Below are 18,243 nucleotides of genomic sequence, written 5' to 3' on the forward strand. Positions count from 1 at the left end.
CGTCCGGCCGCGTGCGTGGTGACGCCCCGGTGGGCCGACGAATCCCATACAGGACAGTCGAGACGTCAGTCAGCCGAGGGGTCAGACCCACCAACAGCGTCACCACGAACATCATCACTGTCAGCCGGTGGGGAGCCAGCCCACCTCGCCGGCCAGCACCGCGTAGCCGACGAAGGCGACGATGTCGATCAGGGCGTGGGCGGCGAGCAGCGGGCCGACGCGCCCCCAGCGGCGGTAGAGCAGCACGAAGATCACGCCCATCGCCATGTTGCCCACGAAGCCGCCGATCCCCTGGTAGAGGTGGTACGTGCCGCGCAGCAGGGAGCTGGCCGCCAGCGCGCCCCAGGGGGACCAGCCGAGCTGGTCCAGGCGGCGCAGCAGGTAGCCGATGACGATGATCTCCTCCACCGCGGCGTTCTGCACCGCGGAGGCGATCAGCACCGGGATCTTCCACCACACGTCCGGAAGGTTCTCCGGCACCACGGTGAGGTTCGCGCCGGCCGCCCTGGCACCGAGGTAGAGGAGCAGGCCGGTTCCTCCGATACCGGCAGCGATCAGCGTGCCGCGGGCCAGGTCGGAGCGGGGGCGCCGCAGGTCGCAACCGACCGCGCGCAGGCCGCCGGCGCCCTCGCGATACAGCAGGTGCGCGACGAGGGCGACGGGGACGAGCGCGGTGGCGATACCGAAGAGCTGCCAGGCCAGGTCGAGCCACGGGCGGTCGGGAGCGGCCGAGGTGTTCATCCGCGCGGCCTGGTCGGCGAGTCCGCCCGGAGCGGTCAGCGAACCGGCGAAGCTGATGAGCGCCGAGAGGGCGCTGGCGCCGAGGGAGAGGGCGAGCACCAGCAGCATCTCCCGCCGCAGCACGGGAGCGGGGAGTCCGGCGTCGCCGGGAACCCCCTGGTCCGCGGCGTCTCCCGTCCGTGCACGCACGCGCGCCTCCCGTCCGCCTGGATCGACTGCCTGCCGGTGGGCGCCGGTGCGTCCGGCGCCCGGTCTCAGCTTGCCGCATCCGAGGGGCGGAGGCGTGCCCGGGGTGTCCGGGCGCCGCCCGGCGTCACGGCCCGGGCGGCCAGGTGTGCACCGGCTCGTCGGTGCGGGTGAGTTCGCAGTACCGGCGGGCGACGGCCGCGAGTGCCTTCTCCCGGTCGAGTCCGGTGTCCGTGGCCCGGTGGTAGGCGGCGGCCTGCCAGGAGGCCCCGTTGGCCCGGCGCCGGCAGCGTTCCTCGATCACCGACAGGTAGCGGTCCCGGTCGGCGGCCTCCACACCCCACGCGTCGAGGCCGGACGCGGCGAGCGGGAGCAGCTCCTCCTGCACGAGCCGGGTCGCGGGCAGCGCGACCGTCGCACTCCCCCGCCCGGAGCGCGGCCAGTGCAGCTGGGCGTCGATGCCGTCCCGGCACGCAGCCTCGAAGTTCTCGTGGGCGACGGGGAAGGGCATCCGGGTCCAGAGGGGACGGGGCTCGTCCGCCAGGGCGCGCACCAGCCCGTAGTAGAAGGCGGCGTTGGCGAGCACGTCGGTGACGGTGGGACCGGCCGGAAGCACCCGGTTCTCGACCCGCAAGTGGGGGACGCCGTCGACGACGCCGTAGACCGGGCGGTTCCAGCGGTAGATGGTGCCGTTGTGCAGGGACAGTTCGAGAAGGTCGGGGACTCCGCCCTCCTCCAGCACCTGGAGGGGCTCCTCCTCCTCGCAGAGCGGGAGCAGCGCCGGGAAGTAGCGCACGTTCTCCTGGAAGAGGTCGTAGGCGGAGTCGATCCAGCGTTCGCCGAACCAGGTGCGGGGACGTACGCCCTGCACGGCGAGCTCCGGCGGCCGGGTGTCGGTGGACTGGAGGAAGAGCGGCGGCCGGGACTCCCTCCACAGCTCCCGTCCGAAGACGAACGGCGAGTTGGCGCCCATGGCGATCTGCGGCCCGGCGATCGCCTGGGCGGCGTTCCACACGTCGGCGAACCGGCCCGGCGTGACCTGGAGGTGCAGCTGCACGGAGGTGCACGCGGCCTCGGGCGCGATGGAGTCGGAGGCGTAGCGCAGGTGCTCGACGCCCTCGATGTCGAGCATCACGTCCTCTCCCCTGGCCGCCATGATCTGGTCGTTGAGCAGCGTGTACCGGTCGACGGCGGAGAGGTTCGCGGAGACGAGGTCGTCGCTGGTGAGCGTGGGAAGGATGCCGATCATCACGATGTGGGCGTCCACCTCGCGGGCCTGGCGGTCGGCGTAGGCGAGGGCGGTGCGGAGTTCCTCGGAGAGCTGGTCGAAAACCCGGCCGGCCATACGGTGCGGGACGATGTTGGCCTCGAGGTTGAACTGACCGAGTTCCGTCTGGAAATCCCGGCTGCCGATGCGTTCCAGTACCTCGGCGTTCATCATCCGGGGCATGCCTTCGGCGTCCGCGAGATTGAGCTCGATCTCCAGACCCATGAGATTGCGCGGGCGGTCGAACCGCTTCCTGTCCAGAAGCAGTTCCAGGGCCTCCAGCCCCTGGAGGAGTTTCTGCCGGTACCGCAGCCGATCGGACAGGGCGAACCTGTCGGCCGCGACCTTCTCTCCCATCCCGCCGGTCCTCTCGGTCGGGTGCCCGTGCGACGACCGGGCACGTGTGTCACCTGATGATGCCCAGGGCGATGATCCGCAATCCCCTCGGCGAACCCCCGGGTAACCGCTATCGTGCCGGGGAAATCCTCTGGCACATTCCTTCGGCATACGGCTCATGGTCCGGGCGTCGCGCAAGAGCCGAAGGAAAGGGCCACAGCAGAACCGGCCGACCCGGTTTCCACCGAAGGCCGAGGCGAGGGCTTCGACGGGGTGGACGGAGCGGGAGGAAATGCCTCCGGAAATCGGCGTGAAGTCGCCTTGTGGAAACACCGCCGCGTCGTTAGCCGAAACCGCCGGGGAACTGGTGTCGTATAAACTCTGCCGACGAGGCCGAGACCCCGCGTCGAACGACCGTCTGCCCGCTGCACCGGCTACGGTCATGCGGCCGCCCGGGCCGAACAGCGCCGTCCGCGCCCCGCCCCCGCTCCCGTGTGCCTGTCGAGGTGAGAGGCGACCCATCATGCCCCTGCGTTTTGCCCCTGCTCCGGCGACCGCCCGGCAGAGTGTCCTGTCGGCCCTCGACTCCGGCGCCGGGCCGGGCCCGGCCCGGCTGCGTCCCGAACTCGCCCTGCCGGTGCACGAGATCACCGGTGTGAGCAGGCAGGGGCCACCGCGCACCGGGCTGACCGGCTGGCGCTTCCTGCTCGCACCGGCGCCGGCGGCGCCCGCATCGGACGGGGAGCCGGCGGCCTCCGGGCCGGCATCCCCTTCGCCGATGAGCGCGGCGGAGACCATGCCGACGGCGGACGGCTGGGCGTTCGCCCACTTCCGCGGCGGCCCGTACGTGTCCGCCACCCTGCGCGCGCTCGGCCAGGCCGAAGGACTGCCGCTGCCGTACCAGCCGCGACTGCTGTCGGTGCCGGAGCTGTACATGCTGACCCTCTGGCTGCACTCCGTCCCGGACGCCGACCCCGCCGCACACTTCCCCGACGCCGCCGACCTGGTGATCCCGCTGGCCCCGGCGCCACCCGGCATCGCCTCCCACCAGCCGCAGCGGGTCGACACCCTGCTACCGCTGCTGACGCACCGCCTGCGCTCCGTGCCCCTGATCGGCGCCTGAAACCACCCGTCCGGGTGAAGCGTCCTTCCCTACGAGGAGTGCTGCCGCGAAACGCCTGCGGGCCCTTCGTCCGCAGGGGGACACTGGGACAGACCTTGAGGGAACGGGGAACGGCCATGGAAGCCACACCGAGCCGCAGGACGATCAGGACAGTCGAGACCACACAACGGAAGACGCCGACGATGTGCCAGCACCAGCCACCCTGCCCGACCGCGGAATCCGCCGACCGGGAGGCCGCCCATCTCGTGGCGCACCACCCGGAGCAGGGATGGAGCCTGCTCTGCAACGGCGTCCTCGTCTTCGAGGACACCGGGGAACTGCTCCCGGACGGCCGGGTCATCGCCCCGCACCGCCCCGACGCGCTGCGCGTCACGCAGGCGGCGTGAACCGGGACGCAGCGACGAGGACGGGCCCGGACCGGCGGTGACGCCGGACCGGGCCCGTCGTGTGCCGGGGGACGGCCTCAGCCGTCGTACTCCTCGACCGGCGGGCAGGAGCACACCAGGTTGCGGTCGCCGAACGCACCGTCGATCCGGCGCACCGGCGGCCAGTACTTGTCCGCCGCCTGCACCCCCGCCGGGAAGGCCGCTTCGGCGCGGGTGTACGGGAAGTCCCAGCCGCCGCTGAGCTGCGCCGCCGTGTGCGGGGCGTTGCGCAGCGGGCTGTTCTCGGCGCTCCACTCGCCGGAGGAGACCTTGTCGATCTCGGCACGGATGGCGATCATCGCCTCGCAGAAGCGGTCGACCTCGGCGAGGTCCTCGCTCTCGGTGGGCTCGATCATCAGCGTGCCGGCGACCGGGAACGACATCGTCGGGGCGTGGAAGCCGTAGTCGATGAGCCGCTTGGCGACGTCATCGATGCTGACGCCGGTCGCCTTGGTCAGCGGCCGCACGTCGATGATGCACTCGTGCGCGACCAGGCCGTGCGGGCCGGTGTAGAGGACCGGGAAGTGCGGCTCCAGGCGCTTGGCGATGTAGTTGGCGCTCAGCACGGCGACCTGGGTCGCGCGCCGCAGTCCCTCGCCGCCCATCAGCCGCATGTAGGCCCACGAGATCGGCAGGATGCCCGCCGAGCCCCACGGAGCCCCGGAGATCGGTCCGATACCGGTCTCCGGGCCCGCCAGCGGCTGGAGCGGGTGGTTGGGGAGGTACGGGGCCAGGTGGGCGCGGACGCCGACCGGGCCGACGCCGGGTCCGCCGCCGCCGTGCGGGATGCAGAACGTCTTGTGCAGGTTGAGGTGCGAGACGTCGGCGCCGAAGCGGCCCGGGCGGGCGAGTCCGAGGAGCGCGTTGAGGTTGGCGCCGTCGACGTACACCTGGCCTCCCGCGTCGTGCACGGCGGCGCAGACCTCGGAGATGTTCTCCTCGAAGACGCCGTGCGTGGACGGGTAGGTGACCATGAGGACGGCCAGCCGGTCGCCGTGCTGCGCGATCTTCTCGCGCAGGTCCTCCATGGTGATGTCGCCCTCTTCGCCGGTCTTGACGATGACGACCTTCATGCCGGCCATCACGGCGCTGGCGGCGTTGGTGCCGTGTGCGGAGGACGGGATGAGGCAGACGTCGCGCTGGTCGTCGCCGTTGGCGCGGTGGTAGGCGCGGACGGCGAGGAGACCGGCGAGTTCGCCCTGGGAGCCGGCGTTGGGCTGGATGGAGACCTTGTCGTAGCCGGTGACCTCGGCGAGGCGCTCCTCGAGTTCGCGGATCAGGGTGAGGTAGCCCTCGGCCTGGTCGGCGGGCGCGAAGGGGTGCAGTCCGCCGAACTCGGGCCAGGTCACCGCCTCCATCTCGGTGGTGGCGTTCAGCTTCATGGTGCACGAGCCCAGCGGGATCATGCCGCGGTCCAGCGCGTAGTCGCGGTCGGCCAGGCGGCGCAGGTAGCGCAGCAGCGACGTCTCCGAGCGGTGCTCGTGGAAGACCGGGTGGGTCAGGTACTCGTCGGTGCGCAGCAGGTCCCGGGGCAGGGCGTCCGTGACGGCGCCGTCGAGCTCCTCCACGTCGGCCTGCACCCCGAACGCGTCCCACACGGCGGTGAGCTGCTCACGGGTGGTGGTCTCGTCGCACGCCATGCCGACGTGGTCGGCGTCGACGTGGCGGATGTTCACCCCGGCCTCGCGGGCCCGCTCGACGATCTCGGCGGCGCGGCCGGGCACCCGGGCGGTGACGGTGTCGAAGAACGTGCCGGTCGTGACCTCGACGCCGCCGTCGCTCAGGCCGCGGGCGAGCAGGGTCGCGTAGCGGTGGGTGCGGCGGGCGATCGCGGCGAGGCCGTCGGGACCGTGGTGGACGGCGTACATGCCGGCCATGACGGCGAGCAGCACCTGCGCGGTGCAGATGTTGCTGGTGGCCTTCTCACGGCGGATGTGCTGTTCGCGGGTCTGGAGGGCGAGGCGGTACGCCTGGGTGCCGTCGGCGTCCTTGGAGACGCCGACCAGACGGCCGGGCAGGCTGCGGGCGAACGTGTCGCGGACGGCCATGTAGCCGGCGTGCGGGCCGCCGAAGCCCATGGGCACGCCGAAGCGCTGGCTGGAGCCGACGGCGATGTCCGCGCCCAGGTCGCCCGGCGAGGTCAGCAGGGTGAGGGCGAGCAGGTCGGCGGCGACGGTGACGATCGCGCCCAGGCCGTGCGCCTGCTCGATCACGGAACGGTGGTCCCGCACGGCGCCGGAGGCGCCGGGGTACTGGAGCAGCAGGCCGAAGACGCCGCGCTCGGCGACCTCGGCGGGGATGCCGTCGGTCAAGTCGGCGACGACGACCTCGACGCCGGTGGGTTCGGCGCGGGTCCGGAGCACGGCGACGGTCTGCGGCAGGCAGTCCGCGTCGACGAGGAAGACGCCCTTCTTGACCTTGCCCACGCGTCGCGCGAGTGCCATGGCCTCGGCGGCGGCGGTGGGCTCGTCCAGCAGCGACGCACCGGAGGTGGGCAGGCCGGTGAGGTCGGCGACGACGGTCTGGAAGTTCAGCAGCGCCTCGAGGCGACCCTGGGAGATCTCCGGCTGGTAGGGGGTGTAGGCGGTGTACCAGGCCGGGTTCTCCATCACGTTGCGGAGCACCACGGGCGGGGTGAAGGTGCCGTAGTACCCCAGCCCGATCATCGAGGACAGCACGCTGTTGCGCCGGGCCAGGTCGCGCAGCTCGGCCAGGACTTCGGCCTCGGTGCGCCCCTCGGGGAGCTGGAGCCGGTCGGTGCTCTTGATGACGTCGGGCACTGCGGCGGCTGTGAGTTCGTCGAGCGAGGCGTATCCGAGATGCGCGAGCATCTTGGCCTGCGCGCCGTGGTCGGGTCCGACGTGGCGCTGTTCGAAGGGCGTGCCGCGCTCGAGCTCGGCGAGGGAGATGCGGTTGTCGGTCATCTGCGGGGGCCTCCTGGTCGTGAGCGACCTGCGAGGGGCACCACGGCCGGTGCCCGGACGGCCTCCCCCTCTGTCATCGCAACCTGAGAGCTTCACCCGGCAGGGCCTTTGGGGGCAGCCGGGCTTTCACCGTCGGTGAGGGGGAGCCCCTGGCACGGGTCCGTGGCCCACCCTGCTTTCCAGAGTGACCTCGTCCGTACGGTACGTGAGCCTGAGAGATTCCGGGGAGGAGTTGCTCCTTCGGCGCCTCCGGCGCTGCCGCCGGAGAGCTCTCCCGCACGGGGTCGACAGCCTTCGCCCCGAGCGTACCAGCGAGGGGCCGGAAGGGAACGGGCGCGGCTCTCGAGTGGCCGTCGCGGGCGAAGTGGCCAATCGTTGGGAGGGGGCCCGTGCAGTGTGCGAGCAGCTGGAGGCAGCGTGCAGACGGACATCGACCCGCGGAGCCTGATAGGCCGCAGAGCGTTCGACCGTGACGGACTCAAGATCGGCACCGTGGACGAGGTCTACCTGGACGATGCGACCGGGGAGCCCGAGTGGGCGGCGGTGCGCACGGGTCTGTTCAGCCGGGACGCGTTCGTGCCGCTGGAGCCGAGCCTGCTGGACGGCGAAGTGCTGCGGGTGCCGTTCGAGCGGGCTCTGATCAAGGACGCGCCGGACTTCGGTGTGGGCCGCCACCTGTCGCCCGAGCAGGAACTCCAGCTCTACCACCACTATGGCCTGGACGTGCCTTCCGCTCCCGGCCAGCCGGCCGTGCCGCCGGACCGGGACTTCGGCCGGATCGCCGGTTCGGAGGGCTGACCGGCCGCGGAGGGCCTCGCCTCCAGCGGCGGCTCGTCCTCGGAGGCGGAGTGGTCCGCGGGCGGCGGGCCGGGCACGAGCATGGGCGGGTCGGTCGCGGTCAGCTCCGGGTCGTCGACGGCAAAGGTGCGGACGGGTCCGGGCGGCGAGCCGGGCTGTTCGAAGCGGACGGTGACCCGGCCGACGCCGCTGCCCTGCACCCAGCCGGGGCCGTGGGCCGGGTGGTGGACGTCGAGGCCCGGCAGCCACCGGCGCGACCGCTCCCCGGACGCCTGGGTCGCTCCGCCGTCCGCCGCGCCGCCGGGGCGGGCCGGGGCGCCGTGGTCACCGCCCGGGTCCGGCACGTCACCGCCCTCCGCCTCGGCGGAGGCGGCGGCCTGGGCGAACAGGTCCTCCTGGGTGTAGTCGGCGAGGCCGCTGACCCCGACGCCGAGGAGGCGCACCCCTGCCGTGGTGTCGATGCCCTCGAGCAGTCTGGCCGCGGCGGCGCGGACGACGGCGGGGTCGTCGGTCGGTCCGCGCAGCGTCTCGGAACGGGTGAGGGTGGAGAAGTCGTAGCTGCGCACCTTCACGACCACGGTGCGGCCGGAGCGGCCGGCCTCCCGCAGCCGGTGCACGCAGCGGCCGGCGAGGCGCGCCACCTCGGTCTGCACGCGCGTGCGGTCGGTGAGGTCGACGTCGTAGGTGTCCTCGACGGACACCGATTTCGCGTCCCGCTCGGCGACGACGGGCCGGTCGTCCAGGCCGAGAGCCATGGCGTACAGCGCGCTGCCGTGGGCCCGCCCGAGCAGCCGCAGCAGTTCGTCCTCCCCCGCCTCCGCGGTGTCGCCGACGGTGGCGATGCCGGCGCGGCGCAGCACCTCGGCGGTGGCGGGCCCGACCCCGGGGAGGGTGCGCACGGGCAGCGGCGCCAGCAGTGCGCGTTCGGTGCCGGGTTCCACGACGACCAGTCCGTCGGGCTTGGCGCGTTCGGAGGCGATCTTGGCGAGGAGTTTGGAGCCCGCCAGCCCCACCGAACCGCTCAGCCCGGTCTCGGCCCTGATGTCGGCACGGAGGCGGTGGGCGACGGCGGTGGCCGCGGCCGAGTCCGCTGCGGCCCCGCCCGCTTCGAGGTCGACGAACGCTTCGTCCAGGCTGAGGGGCTCGACGAGCGGCGAGAGCGCGGCCAGCCGTTCCATCACCCGGCCGCTGATCCGGCGGTAGAGCCCGAAGCGCGGAGTGAGGTAGGCGGCGTTGGGGCAGCGGCGGCGCGCCTGAGCCGTGGGCATGGCGGAATGGACGCCGAACCGGCGCGCCTCGTAGGAGGCGGTGGCCACGACCCCCCGGGGTCCGAGGCCGCCCACGATCACGGGCTTCCCGCGCAGACTGGGCTTCGCCGCCTGCTCCACGGCGGCGTAGAACGCGTCCATGTCGAGATGGAGGACCGTCGCTGCGCCTCTCACACCACCGATGCTGCCCTACGGCGCTGACAGCCGCCCGGACGGGCGTACCGGGGAGGGACGCGGCGCCCGCAGGGCCGGACAGCACTGCGGGCGGGGGTCTCTGCGTCGTGGCAGGTGTTCACCCTGCGCGGTCGCGGCGGCGCCGGGCCAGTTCGTCGGCCGGATGGTGCGCGGTGACGGTCTCGCCGGTGTCGACCCGTTCGGCGTGCAGCTGCGACAGAGCCCCCTGGACGTCCCGCCACACCACGCCGACGGCGATACCGAACACGCCCTGACCGGCCTGGAGCAGATCGACGACGTCGTCGGGGGAAGCACACTCGTAGACCGTGGCGCCATCGCTCATGAGGGTGAGCCGGGCGAGGTCGGTGCGTCCGTGGGAGCGCAGGTGCTGCACGGCGGCGCGGATGCTCTGCAGCGACACCCCGGTGTCGAGCAGACGCTTGACGATCTTGAGGACGACGACGTCGCGGAAGCTGTAGAGCCGCTGGGTGCCGGAGCCGTGGGCGGAGCGGATACCGGGTTCGACCAGGCCGGTGCGGGCCCAGTAGTCGAGCTGGCGGTAGGTGATGCCTGCGGCGGCACAGGCCGTGGGACCCCGGTAGCCGAGGTTCTCCTCGCCGGAGGCGGTGGGAGCGGGTGCGGGGCCGGCCGGGGACGCGGTCCCCGCTCGGGAGGGTTCGCCCGCCGCCACGCCGTCGCCGGTGCTTCTCACGCCGACCTCCGTCCCTTCCCGTTCCGGGCCCCGGAAGATGCCCACTTGAAGGTAGGCAGTCGCTCCGGGTGCGTCAACGATCGCCACACTCGGCACGCCGAGTGATAATCACCCGAAGAGTGGTTTACCGGGCTTCAGAGCGGGGACGGACGCCGGTTGGGCACACGCCGGGGTCACGGGACGGGACGGGACGCCGGAGTCCTGCGGGTCATTGACTGCTGGTGCCGAAGTCCTCGGGGGAGATCTGGTCGAGGAACTCGCGGAACTTCTCGACCTCGTCCTCCTGCTCGTCCGGGATGGCGATGCCGGCGTCGTCCAGTACGGTGTCGCTGCCGTAGATCGGGGTCCCGGTGCGCAGGGCCAGCGCGATGGCGTCGGAGGGACGGGCGCTGACCTCGACGCCGCTGGCGAAGACCAGCTCGGCGTAGAAGACGCCTTCACGCAGGTCGGTGATGCGCACGGCGGTCAGTTCCTGTCCCACCGCCTCCAGCACGTCCTTGAACAGGTCGTGTGTCAGGGGACGGGCCGGCGTCATGCCCTGCTGGGCGAACGCGATGGCGGTCGCCTCTCCCGGACCGATCCAGATGGGGAGGTACCGGTCGCCCCCCACTTCCCGCAGGAGAACGATCGGCTGGTTGGAGGGCATTTCGACCCGGACACCCACGACGTCGAGCTCGTTCACACAGCAACCCTAGGACGTGCCCGGCCTGTTTGGATAGTCGGGCACGCTTTCGGCGTGGGCGTCGGCGTGCTCAGCGGGCCCGGCTCTCACCGTGCGGAGCGGGCTCCAGGGCGGCCCGCAGGAAGGCGTCGTGCAGGCGGGCGGTGAGGTGGGCCAGGTCCCGTGCGGTGGCCTCGGCGTCCTCCCGGACCCGTGGGTCGCGGTTGGCCCGCAGCGGGGCGACGACCTGCTGCACGAGCGCCGCGGAGCGGTCGGCGGCCGCCTTGACGGCCCTCAGGTGCCGCGGCTCGAGTCCGTGCGCGCCGAGCTCGGCGAGGGTACGGGCGAGGGCCACCTGTGCCACGTCGTAGTGACCGGTGGCGTCCGGGCGGAGCAGTCCGTACTCCTCCCAGCGTGTGCACTGCGCCTCGTCGGCCCCGGTCGCGGCGAGCAGGCGCGCCCGCCCGGTGCGTACCCGCCGGTCGATGGGGTACCCGGCGGCGGGAGCGGGGTGGGCTGCGGCGTCCTCGCCGTCGCCCGGCTCGCCGAGGCGTTCCCGGATGGCGTGCAGCGGCAGGCAGTGGTCGCGCTGGAGGCCGAGGACGTGGCGGAGCCGCCGGACGTCGGCGTCGCGGAAGCGGCGCTGCCCTCCGGCTCCACGCTCGGGGCGGACGAGGCCCTCCGCCTCCAGGAAGCGGATCCTGGACACGGTGACCTCGGGGAAGTCCTTCCGCAGCGCCGCGAGCACGGTGCCGATGCTCTGCGGTCGCTCCTCCGGGGCGGCCGCTGCGCCCCGGAGCGACGGCTCCCGGGCGGCGGTGCCCCCGAGGGCACCGCCGGTGGGTGTGTGCGGCATGGAGCCTCCCGCGGGTCGATACCCCCGGGTGGTCAGGCGCTGCGCGGGCTGGCGAAGAACACCAGCCGGTACTTGCCGATCTGCACCTCGTCGCCGTTGGCGAGCGGGATGCCGGTCTCGATCCGCTCCCGGTTGACGTAGGTGCCGTTCAGGCTGCCGACGTCGGAGACGGTGAACACGCCGTCCGGACCGCGACGGAACTCCACGTGACGCCGCGAGACCGTGACGTCGTCGAGGAAGATGTCGCTCTCCGGGTGGCGGCCGGCGGTGGTGAGCTCGCCGTCGAGCAGGAAGCGACTGCCGGAGTTGGGCCCGCGCCGCACCACGAGCAGGGCCGAGCCCAGCGGCAGCGCGTCCACGGCGGCCTGCGCCTCGGGGGGCAGCGGCGCCACGTGCTGGCCCGTCGCCTCGGAGTCGTAGGCCTCGAGTCCGGAGATGGAGATCGTCGAGGTCGTCTCCGAGGGAGCCTCGGGCGGGGGCACGCTGCCCCGCAGCGGTGCGCCGCACTGGGAGCAGAAGCGGCTCTCCTCGGCAGCGCGCGTACCGCACCTCGAACAGACCGGCAAGGCAGATCCTCCACCCGTTGGTGACGTTGATGGATCTGTGGAACCTATGCGCGCCGCAGCTCCGGGGTCAACAGAAACTCCGCCCGCGGCGGGAGAAGTACCGCCGGTCGGCCCATTCACCTCGTCACGGAACATGGGACGCTCGTGACCGGCCGTCTCGGCGGGCGCACCGTCGCCGCCGTGCCGCGGGGCGCGGTGGCGGCCGTCGCCGCTGCCGTCCTTGCGGCTCTTGCCGAACAACCTGGAAAGAAAACTCACGGGCGATTCCCCTCGCACGAAACAGACCCGCCCGTGGGGCAGGACAGATCCTCGATGCTCTGATTGGCCGTTGCGCAGATCGCGGAAACGTGCCTGGCCTGGGCACAGTCTCCCTGACGCCGTCCGTCGCTCCCCCGCCGACCCCCTGCAAGAATCATCGCCCACCTCACTGTGATGACCGAGCGTAGTCAGGGCGTTCCGGCTTGCGCAAGGCATCCACGACGATCTTCTCCTCGCGGGTGACCTGCACGACGGCCTGCTCCTTCTCGAGCGTCTGCACCACACCGCCCGGAATGTTGAGGGCGGGCTCCAGGTCCTCCGGCTCCCCGATGGCCAGGAAGCGGTACGGGGGGCCGACTTTCTTCCCGTCGATGCGGACGTCGCCGCCGGTTCCGGTGAAGTAGGTGCCGGCCGCGACGCGCACGTCGTTGATCTCGATGGCCTCCGCACCGGCCGCGCGCAGCTCCTGGATGGCGTCCAGCAGCATGTCGGACTCGACCGCACCGGCCGGGTCGGAGACGGTGATGCGGAGCCCCGGCCCTTCTGCGGCGACCGTGCCGGCCAGGATGCCGAGCTGCCGCTTCTTCTGCTGAGTCTGCTTGCGTGCCTCTTCGGCCTGGTCGGAGCTGGTCTCCAGTTCGCTGCGCTGGTCCTCCAGGCGCTGCTTCTCGTCCTGGAGGCGCGTGGTGCGGTCGTCGAGCTCGTCGAGGATGCGCACCAGGTCCTCCTGGCGGGCGTCGCGCAGCGGGCTGCTCTCACTGGTGCTGCGCACCTGGATGGCGAGGCCGAGGCCGAGGACGAACAGCAGGAGGGCCGCGATGAGCTGGGCGCGGGTGACGCGGGGCGGCCAGATCGCGGCCGCGAGCCGCTGCCGCCCGGTCGGTTCCGGATCGCCGGACGCGGCGGCGGGCGGGTCCTCGGCGGACGGTCCTTCGTCCGCCGGCCCGGGGGCTGCCGATCCGGGGGTCGCCGGCCGGTCGCCGGGCGTCGGCGGTCCGTCCGGCGGCGGTGCCGCCGGACCGGGGCCGGTCCGTGGCGCCCCCGGCGGGCCCGGCGGAGTGCCGCCGCGCGGGCGTTCCGGCGGAGTGCCGCCGCGCGGGCGTTCCGGCGGCAGCTCGGGGCCGACAGGGCCGGGTGCGGGGCCGTCCGGCTCGTGGCTGTCGTCGCTCATCGGCCTCACGCCCGGAACACGTGCCGCCGGATCGCGGCGGCGTTGGAGAAGATGCGGATGCCCAGGACGACCACCACGCCGGTGGAGAGCTGCGCGCCGACGCCCAGCTTGTCACCCAGGTAGACGATGAGGGCGGCGACGACCACGTTGGACAGGAACGACACCACGAACACCTTGTCGTTGAAGATCCCGTCCAGCATGGCGCGCAGCCCGCCGAACACCGCGTCGAGTGCCGCGACGACGGCGATCGGCAGGTACGGCTCGACCACAGTGGGCACCACCGGCCGGACGAAGAGTCCGGCCACGACTCCCACGACGAGGCCCAGTACGGCGATCACGATGTGCTGCCCTTCTCTGTCTTCACGGGCTCCGCTGTGCGTACGATCAGGCTCGCCGCGGCCGGCAGCCGGACCTGGTCCTGCTCGCTGATGCTGTAGCGCACCCCGTAGTTCTCCTTCAGCACCTGCAGGTATCGGCCGTCCACGCTGTCCTTGAACGCGTCGGCGAGTTCGCTGCCGTCGCCCACCGCGAGGACGTCGTACGGCGGCGCGAGCGGCTTGTTGTCCACGAGTATGGCGTCACCGGCGGCACGGATGGCGGACAGGGCGGTGAGGCGCTGCCCGTTGATCGACACGGCTTCCGCGCCGGCGCTCCACATGCCGTTGACGATGCGCTGCATGTCCCGGTCGCGGACCCGCCCGGTGTCGGAGAAACCGGTGTCGGCCCGCGGCCCACCGCCTCCGCCGCCGGCGCCTTTCGCGTCGTCCACGGTGAGTTCGACACCGGGCCCTTCGACGGGCGTGGCTCCGGACAGCAGCGCGATCAGTTCGGCCTGGTCGCCGCCGTGCCGTTCCAGCGCCTCCCGCTGCATCTCCCCCACGGTGCCGCGCAGCTCGTCGACCCGCTGCTGCAGGGTGTCGGCCGCCGCGGTGTCGTCCTCGACGCGTTCGACCAGTTCCCCGCGCTCCCGGGCCAGGGTCGGCGCGTCCATCTGCGCCTGCACCGCGCCCACGGTGACCACCAGGGTGGCCAGGACGACGCCGGCGGCGAGCCAGAGGCGTCCGCGGAGGCTCCGCGGGAGACCGTTCCTGCCCTCGACCCCGTCCCGCGCGGCGGCCTCGGCGTAGCCGTCGTCGAGGCTGTGTTCCATGACGTTGGTGAGCAGCGACATCGAGGCGTCGGGTCGCGCAGGCCGCGCTGCGGTACTCCGTCCGGGGGGCTGCTGCGACATGCCGCACATCGTCGCACGTCGGCCGCCGTTCCGCCGAATGGGCCCTCCGCGTGGGCGGTTGGGGCCCATCCGGCGCGTGCGGTGTGCCGGCGCGCGGACCGGAGGGGTCAGCGCCCGGCGCTGTCGACGACTCCCGTCCACTCCTCGAGCAGGGCCTGGGCGGAGGTGTCGTCGGGGCCTTCCGCCCAGAGGTGGGTGACGGCTTCGGCGGGATCGGGCAGGACCATCACCCAGCGCCCGTCGGACTCCACGATCCGCACGCCGTCGGTGGTGTCGACGTCACGGTCGCCTGCGGCCTCGACGACCCGCCGCATCACGGACCCCTTGACGGCCCAGGGCGTGGTCAGGGAGCGGCGCAGCACGTGGGCCTGCGGGATGCGGGCGTCGATCTGGCTGAGGGTGAGCTGGGTGCGGGCGACCAGCCCGAGGAGCCGCACGAAGGCGGCGGTGCCGTCGAAGACGGAGCTGGACTCGGGGACGATGAAGCCGCCGCGGCCGTCGCCGCCGAAGATCGTGGAGTCCTCCCGGCCGACGCGGGTGAGGTCGTCGGGCGAGGTGGTGGTCCACTCCACCTGCGTGCCGTGGTACGCGGCGACCTGTTCGGCGATGCGCGTGGTGGTGACGGGGAGGGCGACCTTTCCGCTGCGGCGTTCGGCCGCCACCAGGTCCAGCATGACGAGCAGCGCCCGGTGGTCCTCGACGATCTCGCCCCGCTCGTCGACGAGCGAGAACCGCTCTCCGACGGGGTCGAAGCGGACGCCGAAGGCGGCACGCGCGGAGGCGACGATCTCGCCGAGCCGCACCAGTCCGGAGCGGCGGGTGTCGGCGGTCTCCGTGGGGCGGGCCTCGTCCAGGCCGGGGTTGATGGTGAGAGCGTCGACGCCGAGCCGGCCGAGGAGGCTGGGGAGGACCAGTCCGGAGCTCCCGTTGGACGCGTCGACGACGACCTTGAGGCCGGACTCGGCGATGCCGTCGGTGTTGACGGCCCGGAGCAGGGAGCCGGTGTAGGAGTCGAAGACGCTGGCGGGGAAGCGGAGGTCGCCGATCTCGCCGGGGAACGCCCGGCGGTACTCCTGCCGGGTGTAGACGCGGTCGAGTTTGCGCTGCGCCGCCTGGGAGAGGTCGGAGCCCCGCTCGTCGAAGAACATGATGTCGACGTTGTCGGGCAGGCCCTGGGTGGTGCGGATCATGATGCCCCCGGCGCTGCCGCGGGCCGTCTGCTGGCGGGCGACGGGAAGCGGCACGTTCTCCAGGTCGCGCACGTCGATGGCGCTGGTCTGGAGCGCGGAGATGATGGCGCGCTTGAGTGCGCGGGCGCCACGGGAGTGGTCGCGCGCGGTGGTGACCGTGGACCCCTTCTTGAGAGTGGTGGCGTAGGCGCCGGCGAGCCGGACGGCGAGTTCGGGCGTGATCTCGACGTTGAGGATGCCGCTGACCCCTCGGGCGCCGAAGAGGTGGGCCTGGCCCCGGGACTCCCAGATGACGGAGGTGTTGACGAAGGCACCGGCCTCGACGGTCTTGAAGGGGTAGACGCGGACGTTGCCCTGGACGATGGATTCCTCCCCGACCAGGCACTCGTCGCCGATGACGGCGCCGTCCTCGATGCGGGCGGCGCGCATCACGTCGGTGTTGCGTCCGACGACGCAGCCGCGCAGGTTGGCCTGCTGGCCGATGTACACGTTGTCGTGCACGACGGCCCGGTGCAGGAAGGCGCCGCTCTTGACGACGACGTTGGAACCGATGACCGAGTGCTCGCGGATCTCGGTGCCGGCTTCGATCTTGGCGTAGTCGCCGATGTACAGGGGGCCTCGGAGCACCGCCTCCGGGTGGACCTCCGCGCCCTCGGCGACCCAGACGCCCGGGGAGATCTCGAAGCCGTCGATGTCGACCTCGACCTTGCCCTCGAGGACGTCGGCCTGCGCCTTGACGTAGCTCTCGTGCGTGCCGACGTCCTCCCAGTAGCCCTCGGCGATGTAGCCGTAGACGGGCTTGCCGTCCTTCATGAGCTGCGGGAAGACGTCGCCGGACCAGTCGACGGGCACGTCGGGATCGACGTAGTCGAAGACTTCCGGCTCCATCACGTAGATACCGGTGTTGACGGTGTCGGAGAAGACCTGCCCCCAGGTGGGCTTCTCCAGGAAGCGTTCCACCTTGCCGTCCTCGTCCACGATGGTGATGCCGAACTCCAGGGGGTTCGGGACGCGGGTGAGGCAGACGGTGACGAGGGCGCCGCGTTCGCGGTGGAAGCGGACGAGGTCGGTGAGGTCGAAGTCGGTGAGGGCGTCACCGGAGATCACCAGGAAGGAGTCGTCCTTCAGCGCCTCTTCGGCGTTCTTGACGCTGCCGGCCGTGCCGAGCGGTTTCTCCTCATTGGCGTAGGTCAGCTCCATCCCGAGTTCTTCGCCGTCGCCGAAGTAGTTGCGGACCAGTGAGGCGAGGAACTGGACGGTGACGACCGTCTCGCTGAGCCCGTGGCGCTTGAGCAGCCGCAGCACGTGCTCCATGATCGGGCGGTTGGCAACGGGAAGCAGTGGCTTGGGCATGCTCGCGGTCATTGGGCGAAGGCGTGTGCCTTCGCCGCCTGCCATCACGACGGCCTTCATCTCGGAAGCGTCCTCCTCGCGCAGCGACGGTCGAACCGGCTACCACCCTCCCTGAAGGCCCAGGTTGTCACAGGACGGGCACCCGGGACGCGAGGACGCCACGGGGAGGGATCAGCCGGTTGCGGCGCTCGCTCTGACAAGGCGGCGGACCTGAACGACGTAGAGCACGCCGGCCCACCAGTACAGCGCTGTACCCCAACCTGCGAACGCCCATCCGAAAATAGCAGCGAGTGACGCCAGCCATCCACTTCCGTCACTGAGGAGGAGGAGTGGGAAGGCGTACATCAGATTGAAGGTGGCGGCCTTGCCGAGGAAGTTCACCTGGGGAGGGGCGAACCCGTGCCGGTCGAGGACCCACACCATGACCAGCAGCAGCGCCTCGCGGGCGAGGAGGATCCCGGTCAGCCAGAGCGGCAGTATGTCGCGCCAGGTGAGTCCGACGAGCGTGGAGAGGATGTACAGCCGGTCGGCAGCCGGATCGAGGATGCGGCCCAGGTCGCTGACCTGGTTCCACCGCCGGGCGAGTTTGCCGTCGAGATAGTCGCTCACGCCGCTCAGAGCGAGAACGAGGAGCGCCCAGCCGTCGCAGTTGGGGCCGCCGAACTCGGGCCACAGGATGAGCCAGAGAAAGAGCGGGACGCCGACGAGGCGGGCCATGCTCAGGATGTTGGGGATGGTGAAAACCCGGTCCTCGCGGACTGGGGATTCCTGAGCCTCCACCCGGGCCTCCTGGGAGTGACGTGCGCCGATGTTGCCGACCCGACGATACCGGCCCGACGCGTCAACCCGGGCAGAGGGGTGCCGGCGGACTCGTCCGGAAACGGCGAAAGCCCCGTCGGCCCGAAGGCCGACGGGGCTCCCGTCAATGATTGTTCGGCGGCGTCCTACTCTCCCACGAGGTCCCCCTCGCAGTACCATCGGCGCAATAAGGCTTAGCTTCCGG

16 protein-coding genes, 1 rRNA gene and 1 riboswitch are annotated in these 18,243 nt (G+C 72.0%); of the genes, 3 read left to right on the plus strand and 14 right to left on the minus strand.

All coding sequences use genetic code 11. The features are described from left to right. Positions 1 to 120: 120 nt before the first annotated feature. Positions 121 to 849 carry a CPBP family intramembrane glutamic endopeptidase gene (locus RM572_RS27960; protein ID WP_394813721.1) on the minus strand — a complete coding sequence of 243 codons (729 nt, stop codon included), beginning with the start codon at positions 847 to 849 and terminating at the stop codon, positions 121 to 123. Between the two features lie 205 nt (positions 850 to 1,054). Further along, on the minus strand, positions 1,055 to 2,551 hold the full coding sequence (locus RM572_RS27965) for a glutamate--cysteine ligase (RefSeq protein WP_311676172.1): 1,497 nt from the start codon (positions 2,549 to 2,551) through the stop codon (positions 1,055 to 1,057). A gap of 502 nt (positions 2,552 to 3,053) precedes the next feature. Here RM572_RS27965 and RM572_RS27970 point away from each other — a divergent pair. Next, on the plus strand, positions 3,054 to 3,653 hold the full coding sequence (locus RM572_RS27970) for a hypothetical protein (protein WP_311676173.1): 600 nt from the start codon (positions 3,054 to 3,056) through the stop codon (positions 3,651 to 3,653). Positions 3,654 to 3,835: 182 nt separating this feature from the next. Continuing rightward, positions 3,836 to 4,039, plus strand: a complete 204-nt coding sequence (locus RM572_RS27975) for a DUF5999 family protein (RefSeq protein ID WP_311676184.1) — start codon at positions 3,836 to 3,838, stop codon at positions 4,037 to 4,039. 77 nt (positions 4,040 to 4,116) lie between these two features. On the opposite strand, the gene gcvP is transcribed toward RM572_RS27975, so the two are convergent. After that, complete coding sequence (gene gcvP / locus RM572_RS27980; RefSeq protein WP_311676174.1) at positions 4,117 to 7,002, minus strand: aminomethyl-transferring glycine dehydrogenase; 2,886 nt, start codon at positions 7,000 to 7,002, stop codon at positions 4,117 to 4,119. A gap of 189 nt (positions 7,003 to 7,191) precedes the next feature. Then, positions 7,192 to 7,289, minus strand: a riboswitch (glycine riboswitch). Between the two features lie 130 nt (positions 7,290 to 7,419). Between gcvP and RM572_RS27985 the strand changes: the two genes are divergently transcribed. Beyond that, the gene (locus tag RM572_RS27985) at positions 7,420 to 7,800 is read left to right on the plus strand and encodes a PRC-barrel domain-containing protein (RefSeq protein WP_311676175.1); all 381 of its coding nucleotides are present in this window, start codon (positions 7,420 to 7,422) and stop codon (positions 7,798 to 7,800) included. Here the strand turns inward: RM572_RS27985 and RM572_RS27990 are convergent. From RM572_RS27990 to rrf, 11 genes are all read right to left on the minus strand, one after another. After that, entirely contained in the window at positions 7,713 to 9,242 is a 1,530-nt protein-coding gene (locus RM572_RS27990; RefSeq protein WP_311676176.1) for a DNA polymerase IV, read from the minus strand. The two genes, RM572_RS27985 and RM572_RS27990, sit on opposite strands and share 88 nt — an antisense overlap. A gap of 118 nt (positions 9,243 to 9,360) precedes the next feature. Then, positions 9,361 to 9,954 (minus strand): MerR family transcriptional regulator, encoded by a 594-nt coding sequence (locus RM572_RS27995; RefSeq protein ID WP_027764780.1) that lies wholly within the window; start codon positions 9,952 to 9,954, stop codon positions 9,361 to 9,363. 208 nt (positions 9,955 to 10,162) lie between these two features. Further along, on the minus strand, positions 10,163 to 10,636 hold the full coding sequence (locus RM572_RS28000) for a bifunctional nuclease family protein (protein WP_311676177.1): 474 nt from the start codon (positions 10,634 to 10,636) through the stop codon (positions 10,163 to 10,165). Between the two features lie 70 nt (positions 10,637 to 10,706). Beyond that, entirely contained in the window at positions 10,707 to 11,471 is a 765-nt protein-coding gene (ftsR, locus tag RM572_RS28005) for a transcriptional regulator FtsR (protein WP_311676178.1), read from the minus strand. Between the two features lie 32 nt (positions 11,472 to 11,503). Beyond that, positions 11,504 to 12,295, minus strand: coding sequence for an FHA domain-containing protein (locus tag RM572_RS28010; protein WP_106965613.1), 792 nt, complete (start codon positions 12,293 to 12,295; stop codon positions 11,504 to 11,506). Positions 12,296 to 12,461: 166 nt separating this feature from the next. Further along, entirely contained in the window at positions 12,462 to 13,466 is a 1,005-nt protein-coding gene (locus tag RM572_RS28015) for a DUF881 domain-containing protein (RefSeq protein ID WP_311676179.1), read from the minus strand. Positions 13,467 to 13,471: 5 nt separating this feature from the next. Continuing rightward, positions 13,472 to 13,804: a small basic family protein gene (locus RM572_RS28020; protein WP_027764785.1), complete on the minus strand. Its 333-nt coding sequence runs from the start codon at positions 13,802 to 13,804 to the stop codon at positions 13,472 to 13,474. Next, on the minus strand, positions 13,801 to 14,706 hold the full coding sequence (locus tag RM572_RS28025) for a DUF881 domain-containing protein (protein WP_311676180.1): 906 nt from the start codon (positions 14,704 to 14,706) through the stop codon (positions 13,801 to 13,803). Before RM572_RS28025 ends, RM572_RS28020 begins: the two co-directional genes overlap by 4 nt. Positions 14,707 to 14,804: 98 nt before the next feature. Continuing rightward, on the minus strand, positions 14,805 to 17,300 hold the full coding sequence (locus RM572_RS28030; RefSeq protein ID WP_311676181.1) for a mannose-1-phosphate guanyltransferase: 2,496 nt from the start codon (positions 17,298 to 17,300) through the stop codon (positions 14,805 to 14,807). A gap of 111 nt (positions 17,301 to 17,411) precedes the next feature. Next, the gene (locus RM572_RS28035; protein ID WP_311676182.1) at positions 17,412 to 18,020 is read right to left on the minus strand and encodes a CDP-alcohol phosphatidyltransferase family protein; all 609 of its coding nucleotides are present in this window, start codon (positions 18,018 to 18,020) and stop codon (positions 17,412 to 17,414) included. Between the two features lie 151 nt (positions 18,021 to 18,171). Continuing rightward, positions 18,172 to 18,243, minus strand: a 5S ribosomal RNA gene (gene rrf / locus RM572_RS28040); the annotation flags it as partial.

This window comes from Streptomyces hazeniae (assembly GCF_031845485.1).
GTDB lineage: Bacteria > Actinomycetota > Actinomycetes > Streptomycetales > Streptomycetaceae > Streptomyces > Streptomyces hazeniae.